Source organism: Paenibacillus sp. J22R3 (assembly GCF_056269305.1).
Window position 1 is genome coordinate 966,497 of record NZ_JBWDNS010000001.1, and the last position, 22,596, is coordinate 989,092.

Here is a 22,596-nt window from a genome sequence, read left to right on the forward strand (position 1 = left end):
TTCCTGTGATTTCGCGAATTTTTATGCATATAATTCAACGTATGTATTTCCACAGCATCATTTGCCCGATGGGAGTGTTGATCAATCTGACAAGACTGATTCTTTCCTTACTTGCACTTCTACTGCTTATTGGCTGTGACAACACGAATGCAAATCAAACGGCTTCAACTACAGAAGAACAGACGACAACCCTCGCTAAGAACATGACCGCTCATCAGAAGGACATTTTTCAAGAAATTCTCGCACGGGTTCTACGCAATCGCAACAATCTGACGCCTGAAACACATCGACAATTCTGGGAACTGGTGGATGAGGTTGGAGCAACAGAGGAAGAATTGGCAACGATGAAAGACTTGTTGGCAGGCCCTATAGTCATTTATATGAAATATTTCTTCGAGGATGCCTTGATTTCGTTAGATTCTGGTACACCTTACAAGTCCGATGAACGGGAACAATACGAACAGCATCTGAAATCGCTGAATGCGATAACCGATGACAGAATCGAAGAAAATAACGTTCTAATGGAACAAATCGCCTATAAGCAGCCGATTTGGCAAGGTAATCAATCAGCCGTGATGGATGAGGCGATGATTCAACAGGCTTTAGTGAATGTGAATTTGGCGATGGACACCGTTAATCAATTATTCACGAGACCCTAAAATAGTTTCCTCCAAGGAGAGTCAATTTGACTCTCCTTCATTAGCTATTGGATATAATCGCATAACTGCAATATGATCATGTCAACCAGCAACTTTTCCGGCCAAATAACGTCTAATGATTGAGATTATTTGGTAGCATTGAGGAGTGGCCCTATGAAACCACAAAGTCGTATGCTCATCATTATCACCTTCATCGCACTTTCCTTCCTTACAATCGTATTCTTCTATTTTCACGGGATGTCCGAAGATAATCCCCCGCGCACTACTACTGAGAAAACAACAATCACAGATCCAACTTCAACCTCTGCCGAAATCCAATCACCATCTCTTGCTATAAACTCGGATTGGAAGCCTCTTGAAGGCGAATTTATGGCGGACTCGAAGGATGCCCGTGTGCTCTGGAAGCATGAGCAAGCTATGATTTACGTGCAAAACCTCCAACTCTACTACTCAACTGATGGCACAAATAAGCAGCTTATTTACGAATGGAAAACTCCCGTTCCGCTTGAAGCGTGGTTGAACGGAGATTTTTTGCTTATTGGGGCTCAACTGACAGAAGATAACGCACAAGATGAAGTTTCAAGCGCAAGCGGAGCATGGCTTGCCATTCGGATTGAACCGGCCCCGGTGGTGATTGAGGACACGAATCTCTTCTTCGGACCTCATGAAGTAATGTCGATTCGACTTACCGAAGAACCACGGCTCTTCCTTCTGAAAGTACGCAATGGATCAGGATTCTCTGAGGAAGCATTTGATCCATCCCACGATGGCTGGGAAACCATCGATAGAGGAACAACGGAATCCACAGCACCCGAAATCTCGACTAAATCACCGGATACACAGGTATTAACGAATAATCGCGTTTTTCTATTGCCGGAAGGACCAACGGTTTACACATTCCTCGATGAAGGAAGCAGCATCGTCTACTTCAAAGACCCCCATTATCTCGTGAGAAGGTATGTCGGGTATGAATTAATGCAAGTGAAACGGATCTCATTCTTAGAAGATTCTCCGCAGCTGATCGGATTATTTCGCAACCAAGCCGGTGAAGAATTCATGTCATTCCTTAACTATGAACTCAGCATGCTTCCGGTTGAACCGAGGCTGTGGCAGGAGGAATGGCAAGCATTCAACAATCGTACCTTCACTCATGTAGCGCCTGACAAACTGGAAATTCTTCAGTATCAAGATGAGGTGCGAACCGATTCCGAATTCGAAGCAGGAGCTGTATCTGTAACCGCAGTCACTGCCAAATACCCGCCTAAATTCACGCAGTTCCCGACAAACGGGCTCACGTGGATCGCATCTCGAGGTTCGCAAGTGGAGTATGAGGACAATGGCAAGATCATTTCCCTGTCATGGCCCGATATTATTAATACCGAGGAGGCTGAGCTGGGTTCAATCAGGTCGTCCCCACTACAGAATTTCACCATTAAGAACGAGAATCGCAAACCCTACACAACGTTTAGTCATTCGATTCTGGAATGGCATTTCGAGGAAAACAACACAAACGCTGCAATTCCACAGGAACTTCATGAAGCCATAGATAAGATCTACCGCGAAGAAGATTATAGCTATGCCAAAACATTCCGTAAGATGGGTTCGACTTGGTTTGTGTTGATTGATCGTCATTTCTATGAATACCGATCAGGAGCGCTTACCGAAATCGGAGAGCTGCCTATTACGGTGACCGTTAAGATTGGAGAAGCGGCCGGCGGCATCGGTGCAAGAGATTTCATGCGATGGCAAGGCAGTTGGATCGTTACGGATACGGAAGCATCTCGGGTATTAAAGCTGAATGACAAGCTGGAGATAACAGCTGTCATCTATGTACCCACTCCCTATAAGCTGACGATCAAAGGACAACAGCTGCAGATCGCTTCCACTGGGTTAACCTGGATCGTTGATCAAGATTTGAAGCGGATCAACGTCAAGTCACAGGGCCTTCAGTCCACTGCACAGATGGGCAAAGTCGACTACCCTTACTTTCATGAGCAAGAGTGGTATTACGATAAGAATACCGGGATCACCTGGTATTATCTCTTGGGTTCGTTGTATCAGATCCAAGAAAAGAAGAAACAATATCGCTCCTTCTACTTGAGCGAGAATGAGAACATGCAAGCCCATGTGCGGATTATTCCGTACCATGATGAGGTCATTGTGCTGCTTGACCGACGCCTCGAACGTTTCGACCGACAAGGCAAACGGCTGGGCACGATTGCATTTCCGCGCTCTACGCCAGATGGCATTTATGATCGTACGACACAAGGGGAGAATTCATATATCCTGGATAGTCCATCCGATAACCTCTACCTCTTGCAAGGATACCGCATTCTGAAGATTCATTTGAGAAGCGAATCCGTAACGACTCTCTTCAGGCAAAATTACGCCGATCTCGGAGAACTCAGCATGTTTGATGGGAATCTATATTTCTTACTGCATAATAACCAAAATGACCGCTACTCGCATAATCAGGACAATCCAGATGGGAATAAATCGTATGTTACCGAAGTCGTAAAGATTGATCTTCGCACACAAGCGGTACAGCGATCGATAACAGACGGCTATTATGAGGCAATGACCATTGATGTTGATTCCAATAACCAACCCATGTTCGTACTGATGAGCTACAACTGATCATTGTCCTATACATGCAGAAACAGCAAGCACATTAGCGTGCTTGCTGTTTCTACTTTATGGCTATGCTGCTTATTTTGCTTGAATATATCCTTCTGCTTTCAGCAATTCAGCGATTAACACCGCTCCGCCTGCTGCACCGCGCAGCGTATTATGCGACAAACCTACGAATTTATAATCGTAGAGGGAATCCTCGCGCAATCTGCCAACCGAAACGCCCATACCGTTCTCGATATCACGGTCCAGCTTCGTTTGCGGTCTGTTCTCTTCTTCGAAATACGTGATGAACTGCTTCGGTGCACTAGGCAAGCCGAGCTCTTGCGGACGTCCTTGATATTCCTTCCAACGCGCAAGAATTTCTTCCTTGGCCGGTTTAACCTCGAACGATGCGAATACAGTAGCCAGATGACCATCCGTTACCGGAACGCGGATACATTGCGTTGTGATGTGCGGAGCACTCGCTTTCACGATTTCACCATTCTCAACGCTTCCCCAGATGCGAAGCGGCTCTTGTTCGCTTTTCTCTTCCTCGCCGCCAATATACGGAATCACATTATCTAACATATCCGGCCAGTCCGTGAAGTTCTTGCCCGCACCAGAGATGGCTTGATAAGTCGAAGCCACTACTTGAGTAGGCTTGAAATCGAGCAATGCGTGAAGCGCCGGTACATAGCTTTGGATCGAGCAGTTTGGTTTAACCGCAATGAAACCTGTCGAAGTGCCCAGACGCTTTCTTTGTGCTGCGATGACCTCAAGATGACTTGGGTTAATTTCCGGGATGACCATCGGAACATCCGGCGTCCAGCGATGTGCGGAGTTATTGGAAACAACCGGCGTACCTGTACGTGCGTATGCTTCTTCCAGCGCTTTAATTTCATCTTTCTTCATATCCACGGCACAGAATACAAAATCAACTTGAGCGGAGACTTCTTCTACTTGTGAAGCGTCTTGAACGACGATTTGTTTCACTGCATCCGGAATGGAACCGGACAGCTTCCATCTGCCTTGTACAGCTGCTTCATATGTTTTACCAGCCGAACTGCTGCTGGCAGCAATTGCTGTTACTTCAAACCATGGATGCTGATCCAGCAGCTGTACGAAACGCTGGCCAACCATGCCTGTTCCTCCGACAATACCAACTCTAAGTTTGTTAGTCATTAGCAATTCAATCCCCTTCAGAATGGTTTCTCATAATCCGTTAAAGTATGATTTGGTGTACCTTATGCGTTCGAACGAGCGGTGTTTCCACTGAAACAATAAAAAAAATCCCACCTCCAAGACTTTAATAAGTCTTGGAGACGAGATTAGTCCGCTCGTGGTACCACTCCAAATTCGCTGACATGTCGCCAAATCAGCCTCTTCGAGTACGACATGACCTGTCATGTTTATACTCTAGCTCTGTAACAGGAGCTCCTGTCACACCATCCCCTACAGTAGGTTGCCGATGTGCTGCTCAGAGTCTTTCTTCAATAATGAACCCTTGCTCCTTTGCAGCTGCCGGAGCTCTCTGTGAAAGGTTTCATTTATTTACTCGTCTCTTCATCGCATTTTAACATTTCGTTTATAGTATCAAATAACCGTAGCAAGGTAAACTATATTTTCAAAAAAATTTTAAATAAAATGCAACTATTCAAAAGAAGTGCGGACCACGGATACCGTAGTCGCTCCATGAGCCTTAGCGAAAGTATCAAGTGCACCATACACTTGATCGCGAAGCTTAGTCGTGAATTCGATTTCTGCGTCGATTTGAAGATACTCCACCTTCAAATGGCCCTGCTTCTTATCCAATCGCGGGTCCATGCGGCCGATTAACCGATCGCCCACTAAGATCGGCATCGCATAATACCCATAAGTACGTTTAACTGCTGGCGTGTAAATTTCCCAACGATATTCAAATTCGAACAGATCGGTTAACCGTTTACGGCTCCACAATAGGTTATCAAGCGGCGGCAAGAAGTGTACAGCGAGATCAGTTTCATCTTGAATCGGCGGCAGATTCCGAGCTGCTTCATCGTGCGCAACAAGAAGCTCCATATCTTCAGTTAGGATGTAATAGGGCTTGTCCAATCCCTCGACTTCAACCGCCGATACAATTCCATCTCTAATGTGAGATTCGATCGTTTCTCTTCTTTCGCTTGCGTACAGCTTCTGCCAACCCAACCGAGGATCGCTTGGTTCAAACACGCGATAAGCGCGGAAATACTTCATCATCATCGCTTCGAGCGCTTCCTGCTCGTCCATCTCCTCCGCCTGCCGAATCAGCGGAGCAGGAACACTATGACTGGTGGTATGGAACTTGCGCTGGTTCCCTTCACGGCCCACAATGCGAATCTGAGCAGCATCGGTTAATAAATTCAATGCGTGCGAGGTTGCTTTCGTGCTCGAGTTGACGTTATCCCAATACCCTTGTACCCGTTCGCTCGATTCGAATGATTTTGCAGACAGCGGTCCTTCTTGTTCCAATCGTTGCAGCACCTGTTCAATGACAGGCGCGATTTGATCGATACGAGGCTGAATATTCTCCCGTAGTCGCTGCCTTGTAGGTTCAAAGATCGGATAATCAGTCATCGGAATAATACAAGCCGCGTTCGCCATATATTCGAAAACCTCATTGCTGCTAAGCAGTTCATTCAAGAAGCGAGGCTCATATCCGGGAATTCTCGCAGCCAAAGCGAGGTGCTGATTCGCACGTACCGCCGCTACAGGGTCGATCTGTACGCATTCTAATTGTTTGATTACATCAAGCACCTGCTGTTTCATCGATTCATTCGAGTTTAGTGATGGCTGAGACGATTGAAGCAACAGCTGCTTCTCCAGCAAGAATCGCCTAATGGCCCGTTTCGATGTTTGGAATGGTTTCATCTGGATCCCTCCAATAATTTACAATAATTTTTTTATTAAACTACGTGCTTGGAGCAGTTAAACAATTCACATTCCCACTTCGAACCACTTCGAGTAATCGTCGTAACTGAGGTGTTATCAATATGTACCTTCGTATCCATGGAAGGGATTAAATGCTTTAAAATTGAACCAATCAATACGCCATGACTGATTACCAGCATATTTTTACCTTTATAGGTATCGGCAGTATCTATGATAAACGAAGTTCCTCTACTTACAATGGAGTCTTCTGATTCTAATCCTGGGGCTAGTCGCTCCCACTGTTCTCCCCATTTCTGTATACGTTCCTTCAATGTCGTGCCTTCCATCTCACCTTTATACATTTCCCTTAAGCGACTATCAGTTAGAACAGTTAACCCCATTAACCTAGCCACTATATCAGCTGTTTCCTTGGCGCGTGACAGATCACTGGAGAAAATCACATCCCACGATTCATTCCGCAATCGATCGGCTAACGCATGCGCTTGCAGTCTGCCGGCATCATTGAGTGCGATATCACTCTGACCTTGTGCTCGTCCTTCGATATTCCAGTCCGTTTCTCCATGTCTGATTATTCCGAATTTCGTCATATCCATTACTCCTCTCCATCATTCCTCGAACTTCGTATTTAACAACCAAAGACATCATATAGACAAAAGAATACCACATGACATCGTCATGTGGTTAAATTTGTCATCATCACTATACGTTTAGCCGTCCAACTCCGCTTGAGCCGACATTGACGCTGTCGGCACTAAGGGCGGACTTGAACCCCGTCCGCAAGCGGTTCGCTGCTATCCAGGATGACGGTTTCGTCCCCCGATAATCCCTCTGAGACCGCTGTTCTATGTCCGTTTACTGCAACCACAGTGACAGCAACTTTGCGGACATATGCGGCATTTCCGAGAGGTCCTTCTCTCCTTTGAACGATGAAGACATAAGCACCGTCCATGTCATAATGTACGGCCGCGCTTGACACGATTACCCCATCTTCTTTATGTTCAGTCGTCAGCTTAAACGTTATCTGTTCGCCATCCCTAAGTTTCGTATCCTTTAAGCCGATGAGCACACTTATGGTTGGGGGAGCATCATCGACAGGAGCAACCACGTCGCCCGGCGCAAGAACTTCAGCCCTTCCGCTGTCTGCGAAGCTGGATGCGCCGATGTCAACGAGTTCTCCTTGTACGGTGCGTCCACCTTCACCGACTGACATCGCAATGGGATCACCAATCTTGAGTGAAAGCGTTAGATACGTGGGAACCTGTGTCTCGATCTGCAGCCCTTTACCAAGATCGGCAAGCTGAATGTCCGACGCGGCTTCAACTCCGGAGGGCAGACCCGCAATGGCATGAACGGCCATAATGACACCGTCGAATGGTGCTCTTAGCACTTCTAGTTTCTCTGCTTGATGCTGCAGTGCTCGAATGCTTTTCTCCTGAGCGGCGATGTCGATATTCGCGCTTTCCAAGGCGATGCGAGCATCTTCCAACACTGCCAAATCTGATGCCCGAGTTGCTTCTATATAGATTCGACGCAATGCCGGCAGCGCAAGTTTCAGCTTGTCCAGCGCAGCTTGTCCAGCCTCGATCTGCCGCATAGCTTCGTCATTCTCGTAACGCACAAGACCTTGCCCTTTCGTCACCACATCGCCTTCCTTGATGAGTACTTCCTTAACGTTGCTGCCTCCCGGGTTGGAAAGTTCCAGCTTTACGGCATAACGTACAACCGCCTCCCCCTCGAAGGCCGGCTCGAGCCTATCGTCTACAGGCTGCTCTGTCGTTACTTTGGGCAGCGTCAGTCCGTAAAGCGTATTGCTGAAGAGGGTCAATAAGACAAGCGATACAACGCTAATACATGCTATAAGCTGGATTAATCGCTTACGTCTCCCCGCGGAGGTTCTCTCTGCTGTTGAATCCATTCTCAGACCACCTCCACCGGATTATCCTTTAATTCCCGAATGCTGGATACCCGCGATAAAATACGTTTCGGCATACAAGAATAGCAATACCATCGGGCTCATATACAGCACAGAAGCGGCGAAGATTACATCGACCTCCTGCTTTCTGATTTGAAGCAAATAAAGGGATAAAGGTTGTTTGAACGCATCCTCCAGAAAGATCAGCGGCTGCTCGACCATGTTCCAGTAATCGACGAAAAGCAGGACCGTCAGCGCAGCCAATCCCGGCTTAACCAGAGGAAGAAAAATACGGACATAAATTGCGCCATGTCCGGCACCATCAATCTTGGCCGCTTCAATGTAAGCGGATGGAATCTGCGCCATGAATTGACGAAGCATGAAGACGCCAAACGCGCCGAAGATGCCTGGCAGGATAATCGCTGCCGACGTATTCAAGAGGCCAAGCCGATAGATAACCAGATAATTAGGCACAAGCGTTACCTGAAACGGCATAAGCATCGTCATCAAGTAGACCAGGAACAGTGCGTCTCGTCCACGAAACCGAAGCTTAGCAAACGCATAAGCTGCTAGCGATGCGAACAATGTCTGTCCAAACACGATCGGAGCGACAAGGCCAGCCGAGTTCCAAAACATATGCAGAAACCTTGGCGATTCGATGAGCAAAGTCTTATACTGCTCAAAGCTAACTTGATCCGGTATGATTTTCAAATTGACGAAGGCGCGCTGATGGCTTGAAGCCTCGGTCATCTTCCCAAGCAAATCGTAATTCAAAGCAATTTCACTTGGCGTCATCAGCGAATTTGCAACTGTCAGTACAATCGGTATGAGCAGAATCGTCGACATGGATGCTAGCCACATAAATAATGCAATATTTGTAAGCCCGCGAATCGTACGCATGTGCTTTCCCTCCCGCTTACTCCAAATGATCCTGAAAGCGGCGTTCGATCGCCAGCAAACCGGAGACCAGCAGGAAAATACAGCCGAACATAAGTGTCGCCGCCGCGGTCAACTTTTGGATGTCCAAGGAGAAAAACATGTTGTTCATGTAGTGCTGCATCATATAAATGCGATCGAACGGGTAATCGCCTGCGAGCAAGTACGTTTCCCTAAATATTTTGAAGGAATTGATGATGGATATCAGAATGACGAAGAACATCGTAGGTGTTAAATACACGAGGGTGATGGAGAACAGCTGTCGGCTCCTATTCGCCCCTTCGATACGCGCTGTTTCGTAATAACTCTGCGGAATGGATTGCAGCCCGGCAAGAAAGAGAATCATATTGTATCCTATATTCTTCCAAATAAAGATAAACACTAAAACCGTCATGGAACTTTTCGAGTTCATCCAATCGATGCGCGGTATGCCCAAGCCGTGCAGCAAGGCGTTCAACGTACCGTTCCAATCCACGAATATCTGCCAAATCATTACTATAGAAGCAACTGGCACGACCAGGGGCAGTACGAATGCGGTCTGCAAACTGTTCCTTAGCCATAGCCGCCGATTCAACAGAATGGCCAATAGCAGCGATAGTATGATTAAGGTGGGAACGCCAATTCCGGTGAACGTCAGAGTATTGATAACTGCTCGGCGGAAGGAACTGCTAACGAGCAGCTCCTTATAATTGGCGAAACCTACGAAGACCCCGCCGGCCGGTTTGTTCATGAAGGAATATCCGACACCGAGCACAAACGGTATGACATAGAACATAGAGAAACCAAGCAGGCTTGGTGCCAGAAATAACAAGGCTGCCGGTCCGTCTCCTCTTGTCCAGCCACGACGAAACCGAAGCCTATTCATTGAGGTAAGTCGTCGCTTTGTTCTGAAGCAATTCAGCTACGGCTTGTGCCGACTTCTGACCGCTGAAGAATGCCGGTGCTTCTTGGAAGAGAAGAAGTTCAATCTCGCCTGGAAGCATGACAATCGGATTGGCAGCTTTTACAATCAATTCGGTTAACAACTGAATCTCCCCGTCTTCGATACGTCCTTCCTTCTTCGCCTCCAACGCCCGTGCCTCAAATGCCGATTTGGATATGGGGAACACACTGTACCAGGAAGAGTCTGTTAATTCCTTAGCCGACGTTCTCCCTTTGCCCGACATCAGAAACTTCAGGAAGTCCCACGCCTCAGGTTTAACGCCGGAGTTCTCATTGATCGCAATATTGGCGAGCGGTGCGTAGAAACCACCAGCCTGCTGTCCCTCGGATTTAGGCAATTGATACAACCTCGGATTTGCCAATTTGCTTTCATTCAGACGCCCGCGATAATCCGACAGGGTATAAATTTCCGTTGGTTGAAAGTACACATTCCCCTTGATTAAATCCTTGCCGTCAAATGTTACCGCCTTATCCTCTTCCAGTTGATTGATCTGGTTCAACAGCGCGATGAATGCATCGGATTCGAAGTTGGCCTTCCGATTAACCTGATCTACATATTGCGAGTAAGAAGATGTGACTAAACGCCATAACATAGAAGTCTTGGCTTTCTCGAAGTAGCCGTACTTATGTTGACTTGCAAGCGGCAGCTTCTGCACGAGGCCGCCGAATTGCTCCCAAGTCCAGCTGCTGTCGTCAAACTGCAGGCCCGTATCGCGAAGTACATTCTCATCCGCCATTACCCCGGTTAAATAAAACGATAGAGGAACGGCATACACGCTGCCATCGCTTTCCTTCACATGATCAAGCAGGTTTTGATAATAATCGGTTTTCCGGTACGCGGGATCGCCCTCTATCCATTCGCTTAAATTCATTAACAGATTCTTGCCTATATAATGGTCGACAGGCAGGTCGTCCATTACAATCAGGTCGGCACCTTTACCGTTTAGGAATTCGGCCGCGGTCTTGGTTCTGAATTTCTCCACCAGCAATCCGGAAGGATCAAACTCTTTGGTTACGTAACGCAGATCGATTGTCGTATTGGGATGCTCATGCTCATAAGCTTTCTTCGCATCTTCATAATAGGGGTCATAGTCGTACATAGAGAAGACAACGGTGCTGCGTTTGTTCGGGTCGGGAATGGGAATCGGCTTCTCAGGATCTGCAACTGCTGTTTCATCATTCGAAGCTGCGGGGCTGCTGTTATCCGGTTTTGAGGATGGCGTTCCGTTCGTTCCGTTCGTTCCCTTCTCCCCAGCGCCGTTATTACAAGCAGTGAGACCAAAGATTAGTGTGAGAACAACGATAGCCAGCCTAATTTTTTGCCATCCCGTTTTCTTCATCCTCTTCATCCTCCTTGATCCCTCCATGCATCGCTGAATTGAACGTCGCATAGAGGGAATAATACCAACAGTTCCATTAGATGCTGCACACGCCATCTTCCCCGCAAATACCGCCACCCGAATTGCCGTTTGCCCCATTGTCAATCAGCTGCAGAGGATGTTCCTCTTCCCAGACTTGTTCCATTACTTCGAGGAATTTATCGCTGCTCCTTACTCCCGAAATCGCATATTTATCATTAATGATATAGAACGGTGTTCCGGTAATTCCCCTTCTGGAACCGTTTTGACGTTCTTGAATAACCGTCTCCTTGTATCGATCACTCGATAACATGGCAAGAACTGCACGGGTATCAAGACCGCTCTCCCCGGCTAACTTGGCGAGTGTCTCATGGTCGCTTATATTCAATGCATCCGTAAAATAAGCCTTATAAACGGCAGCCATCCATTCCACTGCTTTTCCCTGTTCCTGTGCATAAATCGCCACACGCAGTCCATCTGTCGTATTGGACGGAATTAATGTGTCAAGATTATAAGTCAGGCCAATATTTTTGCCCATTTGGACCACAGCTCGATTACTTTCTTTTACAAAGTCCGAAGACATTCCGCCGCCATGAATCTCGGCTGTCCATTCATAATAATTTTGGCCCGTATTGCTGGGAGCATCGGGAAATAGCTGGAATGGTCTATAAATGACTTCTACTTGATCCTTCTTACTGAATTGTTCTAAAGCTTTATCTAAATTCGTTTTGCCGATATAGCACAATGGGCACATGATATCCGACCAAACTTCTATTTTCATCATTTCTCCGCCTCTTTCCATATTTTTTATTGACATACATGTTTATAGTTCAACAAGATTTGACGACAACCGTTGATTAACTCGCATGTATTGATTTACATTATAAAGAGTCCACACTCGATCTCAATCGTCAAACAAGTTGATTGTGTCATGTAATGGACGCTTTGTTCTATTTTGTTCAGAAACTTAAGGTGAGGGGAGGTCATTCTAACGTGACAGTGACCAAAATAGACAGAAGATCGATGAAGACTAGGGAAGCCATTTATCAAGCGCTGATAGAATTGATGACCGAGAAAGACTTCGATGCAATAACGATTAACGATATCTCGACTAAAGCCGACATTCACAGAGGTACCGTCTATCTTCATTATTCGGACAAATTTGATTTGCTCGACAAAGTGATCAAAGCTCATTTGGGTAATATGATGAAATTTTGCATTCTATCCAAATTACCAGAAGAGAAAGTAGATCTTGATCATTCCCTTCTGCAGATGTTTCTTTACTTTGAAGCGCATTTTTCTTTCTATTACACCATCCTAACGCACAAAGGGATCACAAGTTTTCAAGAGCAATTGATTCAACTTATCAAAGACGGAATCGTGGAACGATTGAAAGTAAATGGGAATTACGAGGAAGGTGACAAAGAGGTTGCCACTCAGTTTCTGTTATCTGCCTACGTCGGAGTAGTGGAATGGTGGATCAAAAACAAGATGCCCCTGCCACCGCGCACTGTAGCCGAGCAATTATGGGACATGTTAGATCGGTACGATGCGCAAAAAACCTCCACATGCGGCTCTTAACCGGCATGGGAGGTTGGATTGCGATACTACTGGCGCCTCATTCATTCGTACTTCTCACGAACATATGCGAGCGTATTTTGGATAAGCTCTCTCATGACCTGAACATCAATATCGGCTATTTTATTGATGTAGACACATGATTTGCCTGACGTATGTTTGCCCAATCGCTGCAGTAATTCTTCCCGCTGGGGGTCATCCGGAGCAAAATACAAGCTGATCTTGGCTTTACGCGGCGAATAACCCACATACGGCGCATCACCCTCATGACCGGATTCATATTTGTAGTGATACGAACCAAATCCGATAATGGTCGGTCCCCACATCTTCGCTTCAAATCCGGATTCTTCCGCAAAAATATCCAGCAGCCTATAGGCATCTTCGCGTTTTGCTGCACTCTCCACATTCTCAATAAACTCCAGAACGCTGCTGTCCGTTTCCTTCGTCTTGGTTTCGTACATGAACGGAGTCTCTCCTTCACCTTGCTCATCGTCTATTGGCGCTTCTTTCATTATAAACGAAGTGCATGGTCAATAACCAAGCATTGTTACTCAAGCCCCCAGCCCTTACGTGCTTCAGCCATCGTTTTCTTACGTTCATTCGATGAATCGGCACCTTTGTGACCAATGGGATCTTTCCCAATCCACCGCATATCCTTCGGATCAGATTCTAATTGATAGCGCGTGTCTGAGCTTAACCGATAACGATCTGTATTATTATCGAGCGATGCATGCATCGTAAACATGCCGAACATGATAATGTCACCGGCCTCAAAATCAGTCGTTCCCCAGCGACCGCCAAATTTGTCCACAATCTCATAAGGATCGCGGCTGAACAACGAATCCTTAACCGGTCCTGAATCAGAGTCAACCTGCCCGTAAGTGTTCTTCACCTTGTCCCAATGCTGTGACCCGAGCGCGATCGCCAGCGTCCCTTGCTCCTTCGATATATCACCGAACGGAGTCCATACCGTATACAGATTTTGTGTTCCTCTCCCCATGTACACCCGATCATAATGTGCGCCGGTATTAGCTCCGCGTTGAATGGCTCGAATCCACTTATGATCATAAGTGATCGACTCTCCTCCCAGAAATTCATTGAAGAACGTCATCAGTTTAGGTGAGTTGACGACATCGAGAAACGCAGGCATCCGCTTATAATCCAGCCCCAAAGCGCGATTCTCCGGCCCAATCCTGCCTTCCTCCATTGGCGAATGAGGATTCAAGCACCCTGCCTCTGACAACTGCTGCAGGATATCCATTCGGCCTCTCATAACAGCATCACGGTCGTGAAATGAGCGCAGCAGCAAATAGCCGTCCTCATGCAATCTGTTTTTTAGGGCATCGATATTTCCAAGCAATGCATTGGAGTCACGAAGCTCAGTCAGATACTTGCTGTTCCACTCCAGCTTTTGTTTGCCCATCGATAAATTCGTCATCGCGATTCTCCTCGTTTGTGCGGTTTATAGCTTGATTTTATGCAGAATCGATGGAACCGTATATGAACAATTGCGTGGTGAATTTACACTTTTGTGTGGTAATCTAAGATTACCTACTCGAAGAGGGCGTGATTCGCATCCAAGCTTCTCAATATGTGTTTAATCATCATGCTCCTCCCATTCATCTGCATTTCTACGGACAATCGGATTGCTTGCCCGGACATTCGTATGGACCGGCTATACGAGATCACTACTTGTATGTCTTCGTGAAGCATGGCAAAGGCGTCTACCGTTCGAATGATACGACCTACGAATTGAAAGCGAACGATAGCTTCCTCCTGTATCCGCAGCAATTAGGATTCTATCAAGCGGACCAGCAAGATCCGTGGAGTTACATGTGGATCGGTTTCAACGTCAGCCAGCGTGATTCGTTAGCGCAGTTTGCAGGCATTACGCCGGAAGCCCCCGTCATTACGCATGAATCTCCAGCTGCTATCACTTCTCTCTTCCAGCAGTTATTCGACATCCAAGGAAGTCCAGCCTATACTGAATTTCTGGTAACTGGACTTATCTATCAATTGTTTGCTACTGTCATGAAAGACACGGCGTATCGCGAACCGATCTCCCGGAGCACCTCTACTGCAGATGTGTATATCGCCAAGGCAATACAATTCATCACCGATAATTATGCTGAACCATTATCTGTCCCGATCATTGCAGCACAGCTCGGTTTGGAACGCAGTTATTTTACGAAAATGTTCAGAGGGCACGCGGGGGTATCGCCTCATGCGTTTCTGATACAGGTACGCATGAATAAGGCAGCCGAGCTGCTGGACAAAACTAATTTGTCCATTGAGCATATTGCCTACTCAATTGGCTTTAATAACATCAACTACTTCTCATCCGCTTTCACTCGCTTGTTCAAGATCAACCCCTCTGCGTATCGGAAACAGCGGAAGAAGCAGGACATTATTCGTGAATAAACAATGAGCGCCCCGTCATTAATGCGGGGCGCTCTTCTTATAACGAGCCGGAAACCTCAGCTCCGGCATTTATTCTTCTTCTCCCGTAGACGATGCGTGAGAGCACAACACTGATTTCATAGAGAATGACAAGCGGGATGAAAACCATCAAGTGCGAGATGAGCTCTGGAGGCGAGATCAGACTGGCCACGATAACAAGCACCAAATACGCATACCTCCGCATCTTGTGCAGCACCTGCGGCGTCAGCACGCCGATCTTCGTCAAGAACATCACAACGACCGGAAGCTCGAAGGCTACGCCAAGCGGAATGACGATATTGAACATGAAACCGAAATATTGCGCGACGCCGTAAGTCTCCACCAGCTCCATACTTGTCGTGATCTTGGAAGTGAAGTCGAAGCTCATCGGAAATACGATCATATACCCGAATGCCAGCCCAATCAAGAAACAGACCACGCTGTAAGGGACATAACGAAGTGCTGCCGAACGTTCTTCAGGATGCAGCCCCTTCCTCACGAAGCTCCACAGCTGATACAGAATAAAGGGAAGGGATATCGCCAGTGCGAAGACAAACGCAATTGTCATGTACATCCGAATGCCATCCCATGGCGAGAACACGTTCCAGGTGATGTCCGAGCCCGGCGGCACGCTTTTTAAATACCGAAGCACTTTAGGCGATACATATAATCCGACTCCAAGTGATAGCAGCACGACAGCGAGTATCCGCCATATTCGGCTTCTCAGCTCAATAATGTGCGACATTATTGTCATCGTCTCTCCGCCGCTCCTCATTCCCCGCACGCCCTTCCGGCTTTTCTAAGCTCAATCGTATGAAATCCATCCCTGAGCTTCATGTTGATCTCCTTCACTCTTTCCACATCGTCGAATGAAAATTTGCGTGCCCCGCCTTTAGTCCGTACAGGGAAAATCAACTGCTTCTCCTCGTAATAGCGAATCTGTCTTTCCGTCAATCCTGTCAAGTCGCACACAGTACCAATGCTCATTACCTTGTCATTCATTGCTGGCAGCCTCCCTAGACTTCAAGTATTTGATCGTCGAAAGTGCTTCTGACAACTTCGAATGTTAGAAAACATTACATAAACCTTCTTGGGTCGAAATGTTAACACCATCTCTTGGAATGTTCAATGGGACGGATTACCCAACATAACGGTTTAACTGGTAAATACTACCTTGTCCACTCTCGCAAACTTCAATTGAAACCCGCACTAAATCTACATTTACTGTAAGGGAATTGTAATTCGATTCATTTATTCTATCATCCATATAAATTTTATTGATGTTAGATTTTCTAACAAAATATTGGCGCTTCCGAAAAAATCCATGATACATTTCTCGCAGAGTCGAACAGACGATCTACCAAAGGAGCTGAAGCACATGGAAACGAAAGAATCTCCAAACGAAGTGTCGCGCAGACAATTTCTGACGACAGTCGGCAAGATCGGCGGTGCTGCTGCCGTATTCAGCGTCATGGGTACGATGGGCCTCTTCACGCCGCAAACGATGAAAGCGGCTGAATACACGCCTCCCACCAGCTGGGATCTGAAGGGGACGAACCGCTCCGGCAAGAAAATCGTCATTCTTGGCGCTGGCGTTGCCGGCTTAACAGCCGCTTACGAGCTGGGCAAAGCCGGTTATGATTGCACCATTCTCGAAGCTCGCGCTCGTTCAGGCGGTCGAAACTGGTCCGTTCGACGAGGCACCACGGTGACAGAAGTCGGCGGTCAGAAGCAGGTCGCGCGATTCGATGATGGTCATTACTTGAATGCAGGTCCCATGCGTATCCCGCAATTTCATGTCACGATGGACTATTGCCGGGAATTCGGCATTCCGATGGAGCCCTTCAATAACGTAAACGATAGTGCGTATTATTACAATGAGAAGGTCGGTGCCTTATCCGGCACTCGGGTCCGTAAACGCGCCGCGAAAGCCGATGCGAGAGGCTACATCAGCGAGCTGCTCGCCAAAGCCGTCAATCAGCCCGGCCTTGATTTACCGATTTCACCGGAAGAGAAAGAGAAAGTCGTCGCTTACCTTCGCTCCGAAGGCAACTTGGATGCGGATTTGTTCTATAAGGGGTCGTCACGCGGCGGCTACAAAGACGAGCCTGGTTCAAGGCTCGATGCCGGCGTCATCCGCGATCCATTCGATATGAAAGCCATCATTAATTCCGGTTTCGCCAATTATTTCAGCAGCGAGTACAGCTATGATCAGCAGATGATGATGTTCCACCCAGTTGGCGGCATAGACGCCATTCCGAAGGCTTTTGAGAAGCGGCTTGGCAATCGGATCAAACACAATATGGAGGTAACCGAGATCAAGCATGTCGGGGAGAAAGTCCAAGTGTCCTACACCGACCTGTTAAGTGGAGAGGCTAAGCAAATCGAAGGCGACTTCTGCATCTGCACGATCCCCTTGTCCGTGCTGAAGACGATCAAACATGACCTCTCTTCCGAGATGACCAAAGCGATCAATAACACCAGTTACGCGAACGCCGGCAAGATCGGACTGCAGTTCAAGCGCAGATTCTGGGAAGAAGACGATCAAATCTATGGAGGCAACACGCTGACGAACTTGGATATCTCCTCCATCTATTACCCGCCTACGAACTATTTTGCCAAGAAAGGGGTACTGCTCGGCTACTACGCTTTCGGCGGAAGTGCTGACAAGTTCGGAGCGCTCAACTTCCAGCAGCGCGAAGCGCTTGCACTGGAACAAGGCGCTAAGATTCATCCGCAATATTACAGCGAATTCGAGTCTTCGTTCTCCGTGAACTGGAAAACAATCAAATATAACATGGGAAGCTGGGTTTCCTATTCCTCCGAGGAACGAAAAACCAACTATCCCGTACTCTGTAAGCCTGATCGCCGCGTCTATCTCGCAGGAGAGCATATCAGCTACATTACGGCTTGGATGGCAGGAGGCATTGAGTCCGCACGGGAAGTTGTCACCGACATCCATGAGCGTGTTATGAAAGAATAGACCACACATTCGGGAGGGAAGAACCATGAAATTGAAACGCAAGGTCAAAATCGCCGTCTTCACCGTCGTTATCTCTTCCTTGGCAGCTACCGCAAGTGTATATGCCGCTATTACGCCGCACAAATATCCACTCACACCTATTCATGAGCCTGAATTCTATGGCAGCCCGCAATCCTCTATCTCAAGCGCGGTAGCCATGCCAGCCGGAACGGCTACCTTCGAGACTAGCGGCACTACGCCGGCAGTCATCAACAAGGATGGTAAAACCATCTACGAACGATACGGGGACACGGAAGCGCAAGGAACCAGCATTCTCCAAAATATCGAGAAACAATTGAAGGAGCAAGGGCTGACGATGAAGGATGTAACTTATCTGCGCGTGTATATCGCCCCAGATGCTGCCAAGGAAGGCAAATTCGACTTTGATGGCTGGTTTAAGGCGTACGCCAAATATTTCAACACCAAGACGAACCCGACCAAAACTGCGCGTTCCACTGTCGGAGTCGCCGGCCTCGTGAATGCCGACTGGCTGATTGAGATCGAAGCGGTAGCCGCATATCCGAGCAATCATAATCAAGACTAAGCCACTACAACTATTCGATAGGAGATGATTCGCATGTTGCAAAATATTGGTTTGCCGGGGCTTATGATGATCTTAGTTGTTGTTCTCATTATCTTCGGGCCATCCAAGCTGCCTGAGCTTGGTCGCGCCGTCGGCCGTACCTTGCATGAATTCAAGACCTCGGCGAAGGAGCTTGTCTCTGACACCAGAGAAGACGTTACGGACAATAAATCATGAATCATCATCTAATGTAGGATGGCAAAAGGCCGCCTTCGATTCTGCTACTAAGCAGCAGTCGAAGGCGGCCTTTCTATAAGTTGCTCATTTGCGTTTAAAGCTTTTATCTAAGCTAATTAAACCCATAACGACAATAAACATAAAGAAAAATATTATAATTGCAATATCCAAAACCTCCTCAATAATTCCTTTTTCAGTAAGTTGCAGCGGACAACATTTAACCTCCGACATCTGCCCATATGGTATTAATGGCAGACGAACAAAGGAGGTTATAACATGGCAGATAGCTTTGTCACGCAATCACTGGAAGAGATCCGTTTCTGGTCACGCATCATGAAGGAGCATTCTTTATTCCTTAAGCTTGGATTTCGTTGTGAAGATACACAGCTCATACAAGAAGCGAACGGATTCTATTCCGTCTTCGAACAGATTGAGGCCAAAGCGAATGCATTCCCTCTTACAACAGATCCTCAGGTAATCAGAGCGTTTAACACCGAGGTTTGTACGGCAGCATCTCATATTTGGGTATACAAACGCAAAATATTAGGGCTGATCCTTACATGCAAACTCCCAGGCGGCAACAATTTTCCTCTCTTAGTGGATCATGTAAGCCGGGAAGCGAATTATTTTCGAAACCGTCTTCATGAATTAAACGACGGTCAGCTGGAGCCGCTGCCGGATGCCATTATTGATGAGAACGTATTTTTTCTCAAGATTATGGCGGATCACGCCAAGTTTATTGGACATCTGCTGGATCCGTCTGAGCGCAAGCTGGTGGAGCAAGCGAGAGATTTCAGCCATGATTTCGATCAGCTGCTGTTTCAAGCACAGGATCTAAGCTCGATGCGTCCGCAGTCTCAAACGACGCCGCTGTTAACGCAGTTTCTGGATCAGAACCGGGTATCGGTTGCCAGTCTGCGAGATTTCAAGAAAACGGCTCGCGATCTCATAGAAGCTTGCCGGATCAAAAGCATTATCCACCCCCTCCTTGCTGATCACGTTTATCGTGAGGCGGAGCGGTTCTTGCATCTCATAGACCTCTTCGAGCAGAGGTTAGCCGGAGCTCCGGCGAGCTAAGCTTGATAATGAGAGACATCGCCATGGAGCTCGATCTGATACCCCTTCTTTGTTGTAACCACTTTATTCAACGAAGTAGGATGAATATGAGGCAGCGACCACAGTTGCTCCAGAGGATCCCCTTTGAAATGCGTCATGATTGTTTTCAATGTAACGGCATGCGTAACGATCAGAATCGTTCCGCCCTGATGCACAGCTTCTAATGCTTTTACTTTCGGAAGGACTCTTTCCCGCAATTGCACGAATGATTCGCCGCCATTGCTTGGCCGATACCGATGCGGGGTATTCCAAAAGGCGACATGTTCGTCTGGAAACGTTTGTTCAAGCTCCGTAAATTTCCGTCCTTCCCAAGTGCCTAAATAAATTTCCTTCAACTCTGCGCAAGGGATCAAATCCATGCTGCGAGTGCCTTTAATAATCTCAGCAGTACGTTGTGCTCTAGGACTTATACTCGTATAGATCGCATCGAAAGGAACGTCCTGCAATGATTTTCCTAACCAACCTGCTTGTAGCACGCCTAACTCCGTGAGGTCAGAATCCATGTGACCTTGCAGTCTACCTTCAACATTCCATTCGGTTTCGCCATGCCTTGTCAGATAAATCGTTGTTTGCAATGAAATTACCCCACTTTCGATCGACTATTAATAGTGGGATTTCGAGACACAAGCTAGTTATTCCTTTATTAGAGTCAATTTCTAATCCGTAACGGTTGTGACAGGGCTTGTTGAAGCTAAAATGCTCCTATTTTTTCTAACGGTTGCCACCGAGCTTATTGCGTCATTTTCGGAAAGAAATCTACTAAATGGCAGCGAATAACGCGGCTCACAACCGTTAGAATTTAATAAGTTGCTCCTTTCATGAAATAGCCACGCTGGCAACCGTTAGAGTTTAAACAGATACATGAAGAACGAAAATCAACCAAACATGCACTCAAGAACAGCGCGGCTGTGAAGCTCAAACAAACCGAATGCCACAAAGAAACCCAACGTTATATAACGTTGGGTTTCTTCCGCGACAGCTCATATTATGCTTCGATGGCCGTTAACCGAGCAGCTCTTTCTTCTTGTTGCGCACCATTGTCGTTAACTCCGGCTTACCAGCAGGGTTACTGCTCAATAACATCGCACGACCCACCGTCATGGCAATGGCCAGCAGTACAAGCCCCATCATTGCGCTGAATCCGTACTGTTCCATCCATGTAGGCATAGTTCGCAGCTGATGATAGATTTCACCGCCAAGTATTGGTCCAATAAATCCGGTAAAACCGGTAAGCATCGCGTAAACCGCCACATAGATGGTACGCTCAGCGCTCGGCGAATCCTCAATGGTAAAGTTAAATGTCAGTTGAGTAAAACCGCCTGTGCCAATCCCCAACAATACATGCACGATAAACAACACCGGAATCACGGGCAACCACGCAATCCCGCCCCATATGATGCAGGAGGCCGCAATAATCGGAAGCGTCCACATCAATGTTTTCTTCGTGCCATACTTTGCATTCAAATTACCCCATACATAATAGCTGATCATCATGACAATCATTTGAACCGTCGTAATGATCGACACCCATTGAATACTCACTTTAATGACGTCGAGCATCGCATAAGAGAATAGCGGTACTGCTACATTCTGAATAAAGATCCAAGCAGCCAGAAACAAGGTGGCTCGCATAAAGGAACGATCCTGAAGCGGTTTAAGCAACAGCTTCAGTTTCTGCGATTCCTTTGATTTCTCGAATGGAATATTCGGATAGCGGCACAAATGATACCCATTCCACACCATACAAACCGCTGCTATGGAGTAGAGGATGATAAAGCCTTTCTCCTGCGAATAATGCTCCAGCAACTGTCCGCCAAACAATACGGCCGCTGCTGCAAGGCCGCCTACGATTGTATTTCGAATGCCCATATAACGTCCCCGAACCTTAGCGGGAACCATATCCCCGATCAGCGACGCCCATATGACACCTGCAATGTTAGAGCATAGATACGAGAGCAAATACAGGATAATAAACGTATATACCCAGTAACTTTGCGGAAGCACAAACGGAATAAGTCCCGTCAGCACCCACAATAATCGATACAATACACCATACCCCAATACATACGCTCTGCGATTATCAACGTTATGCGTAACGATCGCGGTGAAGATCTGAGCCAAGTTGGCAAAGGCCGGAATGGCCAGTGCGAATCCGATCTGTGCGGCCGATGCACCCATATGGAGCATATATCCGGTTAGGAATGGCCCTCCGATTAAGCTGGCCAGCAGAACGCCTGAAATGCCTTCGTTTGTAATAATCTTCAAGTACTTGCGTTGATCTGAATCTTTGCGATTTCGAATGAAAGGCAATTTCCAAGTCATGAGTCGTCCCTCTGTTGATGTCATTTCTATTT

The 22,596-nt window shown here is 47.0% G+C and carries 22 protein-coding genes and 1 other annotated feature; of the genes, 8 read left to right on the forward strand and 14 right to left on the reverse strand.

All coding sequences use genetic code 11. The annotated features are described in order from the left end of the window. Window positions 1-68: 68 nt before the first annotated feature. Entirely contained in the window at window positions 69-659 is a 591-nt protein-coding gene (locus tag AC0YN4_RS04310; protein ID WP_475779891.1) for a hypothetical protein, read from the forward strand. 153 nt (window positions 660-812) lie between these two features. Then, a complete protein-coding gene (locus tag AC0YN4_RS04315; RefSeq protein WP_475835244.1) occupies window positions 813-3,296 on the forward strand; it encodes a hypothetical protein in 2,484 nt (827 codons plus the stop codon). A 72-nt stretch (window positions 3,297-3,368) separates the two neighbouring features. Here the strand turns inward: AC0YN4_RS04315 and asd are convergent, their stop codons facing one another. From asd to AC0YN4_RS04355, 8 genes are all read right to left on the reverse strand, one after another. Further along, window positions 3,369-4,454 (reverse strand): aspartate-semialdehyde dehydrogenase, encoded by a 1,086-nt coding sequence (asd, locus tag AC0YN4_RS04320; protein ID WP_475779889.1) that lies wholly within the window; start codon window positions 4,452-4,454, stop codon window positions 3,369-3,371. A 133-nt stretch (window positions 4,455-4,587) separates the two neighbouring features. Then, window positions 4,588-4,848, reverse strand: a binding site (T-box leader). 74 nt (window positions 4,849-4,922) lie between these two features. Continuing rightward, window positions 4,923-6,158 (reverse strand): DNA glycosylase AlkZ-like family protein, encoded by a 1,236-nt coding sequence (locus AC0YN4_RS04325; protein WP_475835245.1) that lies wholly within the window; start codon window positions 6,156-6,158, stop codon window positions 4,923-4,925. Between the two features lie 35 nt (window positions 6,159-6,193). Then, entirely contained in the window at window positions 6,194-6,766 is a 573-nt protein-coding gene (locus AC0YN4_RS04330) for a histidine phosphatase family protein (protein WP_475835246.1), read from the reverse strand. 164 nt (window positions 6,767-6,930) lie between these two features. After that, window positions 6,931-8,094: an efflux RND transporter periplasmic adaptor subunit gene (locus AC0YN4_RS04335; protein ID WP_475779886.1), complete on the reverse strand. Its 1,164-nt coding sequence runs from the start codon at window positions 8,092-8,094 to the stop codon at window positions 6,931-6,933. Window positions 8,095-8,115: 21 nt separating this feature from the next. Next, window positions 8,116-8,991, reverse strand: a complete 876-nt coding sequence (locus tag AC0YN4_RS04340) for a carbohydrate ABC transporter permease (protein WP_475779885.1) — start codon at window positions 8,989-8,991, stop codon at window positions 8,116-8,118. A gap of 16 nt (window positions 8,992-9,007) precedes the next feature. Beyond that, window positions 9,008-9,892: a carbohydrate ABC transporter permease gene (locus tag AC0YN4_RS04345; protein ID WP_475835247.1), complete on the reverse strand. Its 885-nt coding sequence runs from the start codon at window positions 9,890-9,892 to the stop codon at window positions 9,008-9,010. Beyond that, on the reverse strand, window positions 9,885-11,309 hold the full coding sequence (locus AC0YN4_RS04350; protein WP_475835248.1) for an ABC transporter substrate-binding protein: 1,425 nt from the start codon (window positions 11,307-11,309) through the stop codon (window positions 9,885-9,887). The genes AC0YN4_RS04345 and AC0YN4_RS04350 overlap by 8 nt, the downstream gene beginning before the upstream one ends. A 76-nt stretch (window positions 11,310-11,385) precedes the next feature. After that, a complete protein-coding gene (locus AC0YN4_RS04355) occupies window positions 11,386-12,111 on the reverse strand; it encodes a DsbA family oxidoreductase (protein ID WP_475835249.1) in 726 nt (241 codons plus the stop codon). A 209-nt stretch (window positions 12,112-12,320) separates the two neighbouring features. Between AC0YN4_RS04355 and AC0YN4_RS04360 the strand changes: the two genes are divergently transcribed. Further along, a complete protein-coding gene (locus tag AC0YN4_RS04360) occupies window positions 12,321-12,908 on the forward strand; it encodes a TetR/AcrR family transcriptional regulator (RefSeq protein ID WP_475835250.1) in 588 nt (195 codons plus the stop codon). Window positions 12,909-12,949: 41 nt separating this feature from the next. On the opposite strand, the gene AC0YN4_RS04365 is transcribed toward AC0YN4_RS04360, so the two are convergent. Next, the gene (locus AC0YN4_RS04365) at window positions 12,950-13,366 is read right to left on the reverse strand and encodes a DUF1801 domain-containing protein (protein WP_475835576.1); all 417 of its coding nucleotides are present in this window, start codon (window positions 13,364-13,366) and stop codon (window positions 12,950-12,952) included. An 86-nt stretch (window positions 13,367-13,452) separates the two neighbouring features. Beyond that, the gene (locus AC0YN4_RS04370) at window positions 13,453-14,343 is read right to left on the reverse strand and encodes a phytanoyl-CoA dioxygenase family protein (protein ID WP_475835251.1); all 891 of its coding nucleotides are present in this window, start codon (window positions 14,341-14,343) and stop codon (window positions 13,453-13,455) included. Between the two features lie 128 nt (window positions 14,344-14,471). On the opposite strand from AC0YN4_RS04370, the gene AC0YN4_RS04375 reads away from it, so the two are divergent. Then, a complete protein-coding gene (locus tag AC0YN4_RS04375; RefSeq protein WP_475835253.1) occupies window positions 14,472-15,326 on the forward strand; it encodes an AraC family transcriptional regulator in 855 nt (284 codons plus the stop codon). A gap of 37 nt (window positions 15,327-15,363) precedes the next feature. On the opposite strand, the gene tatC is transcribed toward AC0YN4_RS04375, so the two are convergent. Both tatC and AC0YN4_RS04385 read right to left on the reverse strand, forming a co-directional pair. Continuing rightward, the gene (tatC, locus tag AC0YN4_RS04380) at window positions 15,364-16,098 is read right to left on the reverse strand and encodes a twin-arginine translocase subunit TatC (RefSeq protein WP_475835254.1); all 735 of its coding nucleotides are present in this window, start codon (window positions 16,096-16,098) and stop codon (window positions 15,364-15,366) included. 17 nt (window positions 16,099-16,115) lie between these two features. After that, window positions 16,116-16,346 (reverse strand): MerR family transcriptional regulator, encoded by a 231-nt coding sequence (locus AC0YN4_RS04385; protein WP_475779876.1) that lies wholly within the window; start codon window positions 16,344-16,346, stop codon window positions 16,116-16,118. Between the two features lie 376 nt (window positions 16,347-16,722). Here AC0YN4_RS04385 and AC0YN4_RS04390 point away from each other — a divergent pair, with 376 nt between their 5' ends. The 4 genes from AC0YN4_RS04390 (at window position 16,723) to AC0YN4_RS04405 (ending at window position 20,203) form a co-directional block, all read left to right on the forward strand. Beyond that, a complete protein-coding gene (locus AC0YN4_RS04390) occupies window positions 16,723-18,327 on the forward strand; it encodes a flavin monoamine oxidase family protein (protein ID WP_475779875.1) in 1,605 nt (534 codons plus the stop codon). A 25-nt stretch (window positions 18,328-18,352) separates the two neighbouring features. Further along, window positions 18,353-18,910, forward strand: coding sequence for a RidA family protein (locus AC0YN4_RS04395; protein ID WP_475779874.1), 558 nt, complete (start codon window positions 18,353-18,355; stop codon window positions 18,908-18,910). Between the two features lie 33 nt (window positions 18,911-18,943). Then, window positions 18,944-19,126: a twin-arginine translocase TatA/TatE family subunit gene (locus tag AC0YN4_RS04400; RefSeq protein ID WP_475779873.1), complete on the forward strand. Its 183-nt coding sequence runs from the start codon at window positions 18,944-18,946 to the stop codon at window positions 19,124-19,126. A gap of 276 nt (window positions 19,127-19,402) precedes the next feature. Then, on the forward strand, window positions 19,403-20,203 hold the full coding sequence (locus AC0YN4_RS04405) for a DUF2935 domain-containing protein (RefSeq protein ID WP_475779872.1): 801 nt from the start codon (window positions 19,403-19,405) through the stop codon (window positions 20,201-20,203). On the opposite strand, the gene AC0YN4_RS04410 is transcribed toward AC0YN4_RS04405, so the two are convergent. Next, the gene (locus AC0YN4_RS04410; RefSeq protein WP_475779871.1) at window positions 20,200-20,817 is read right to left on the reverse strand and encodes a histidine phosphatase family protein; all 618 of its coding nucleotides are present in this window, start codon (window positions 20,815-20,817) and stop codon (window positions 20,200-20,202) included. The genes AC0YN4_RS04405 and AC0YN4_RS04410 overlap by 4 nt on opposite strands. Before the next feature lie 427 nt (window positions 20,818-21,244). Beyond that, complete coding sequence (locus AC0YN4_RS04415) at window positions 21,245-22,588, reverse strand: MFS transporter (RefSeq protein WP_475835255.1); 1,344 nt, start codon at window positions 22,586-22,588, stop codon at window positions 21,245-21,247. Window positions 22,589-22,596: the final 8 nt, after the last annotated feature.

What these genes read in the sequence shown, in the direction of transcription:
- AC0YN4_RS04400 (WP_475779873.1), top strand. Translation starts at nt 18,944, where the DNA reads ATGTTGCAAAATATTGGTTTGCCGGGGCTTATGATGATCTTAGTTGTT.
- AC0YN4_RS04330 (WP_475835246.1), bottom strand. Translation starts at nt 6,766, where the DNA reads ATGACGAAATTCGGAATAATCAGACATGGAGAAACGGACTGGAATATC.
- AC0YN4_RS04335 (WP_475779886.1), bottom strand. Translation starts at nt 8,094, where the DNA reads ATGGATTCAACAGCAGAGAGAACCTCCGCGGGGAGACGTAAGCGATTA.
- AC0YN4_RS04405 (WP_475779872.1), top strand. Translation starts at nt 19,403, where the DNA reads ATGGCAGATAGCTTTGTCACGCAATCACTGGAAGAGATCCGTTTCTGG.
- asd (WP_475779889.1), bottom strand. Translation starts at nt 4,454, where the DNA reads ATGACTAACAAACTTAGAGTTGGTATTGTCGGAGGAACAGGCATGGTT.
- tatC (WP_475835254.1), bottom strand. Translation starts at nt 16,098, where the DNA reads ATGACAATAATGTCGCACATTATTGAGCTGAGAAGCCGAATATGGCGG.
- AC0YN4_RS04325 (WP_475835245.1), bottom strand. Translation starts at nt 6,158, where the DNA reads ATGAAACCATTCCAAACATCGAAACGGGCCATTAGGCGATTCTTGCTG.
- AC0YN4_RS04395 (WP_475779874.1), top strand. Translation starts at nt 18,353, where the DNA reads ATGAAATTGAAACGCAAGGTCAAAATCGCCGTCTTCACCGTCGTTATC.
- AC0YN4_RS04315 (WP_475835244.1), top strand. Translation starts at nt 813, where the DNA reads ATGAAACCACAAAGTCGTATGCTCATCATTATCACCTTCATCGCACTT.
- AC0YN4_RS04310 (WP_475779891.1), top strand. Translation starts at nt 69, where the DNA reads ATGGGAGTGTTGATCAATCTGACAAGACTGATTCTTTCCTTACTTGCA.
- AC0YN4_RS04355 (WP_475835249.1), bottom strand. Translation starts at nt 12,111, where the DNA reads ATGATGAAAATAGAAGTTTGGTCGGATATCATGTGCCCATTGTGCTAT.
- AC0YN4_RS04385 (WP_475779876.1), bottom strand. Translation starts at nt 16,346, where the DNA reads ATGAATGACAAGGTAATGAGCATTGGTACTGTGTGCGACTTGACAGGA.
- AC0YN4_RS04415 (WP_475835255.1), bottom strand. Translation starts at nt 22,588, where the DNA reads ATGACATCAACAGAGGGACGACTCATGACTTGGAAATTGCCTTTCATT.
- AC0YN4_RS04345 (WP_475835247.1), bottom strand. Translation starts at nt 9,892, where the DNA reads ATGAATAGGCTTCGGTTTCGTCGTGGCTGGACAAGAGGAGACGGACCG.
- AC0YN4_RS04390 (WP_475779875.1), top strand. Translation starts at nt 16,723, where the DNA reads ATGGAAACGAAAGAATCTCCAAACGAAGTGTCGCGCAGACAATTTCTG.
- AC0YN4_RS04370 (WP_475835251.1), bottom strand. Translation starts at nt 14,343, where the DNA reads ATGACGAATTTATCGATGGGCAAACAAAAGCTGGAGTGGAACAGCAAG.
- AC0YN4_RS04340 (WP_475779885.1), bottom strand. Translation starts at nt 8,991, where the DNA reads ATGCGTACGATTCGCGGGCTTACAAATATTGCATTATTTATGTGGCTA.
- AC0YN4_RS04365 (WP_475835576.1), bottom strand. Translation starts at nt 13,366, where the DNA reads ATGTACGAAACCAAGACGAAGGAAACGGACAGCAGCGTTCTGGAGTTT.
- AC0YN4_RS04350 (WP_475835248.1), bottom strand. Translation starts at nt 11,309, where the DNA reads ATGAAGAAAACGGGATGGCAAAAAATTAGGCTGGCTATCGTTGTTCTC.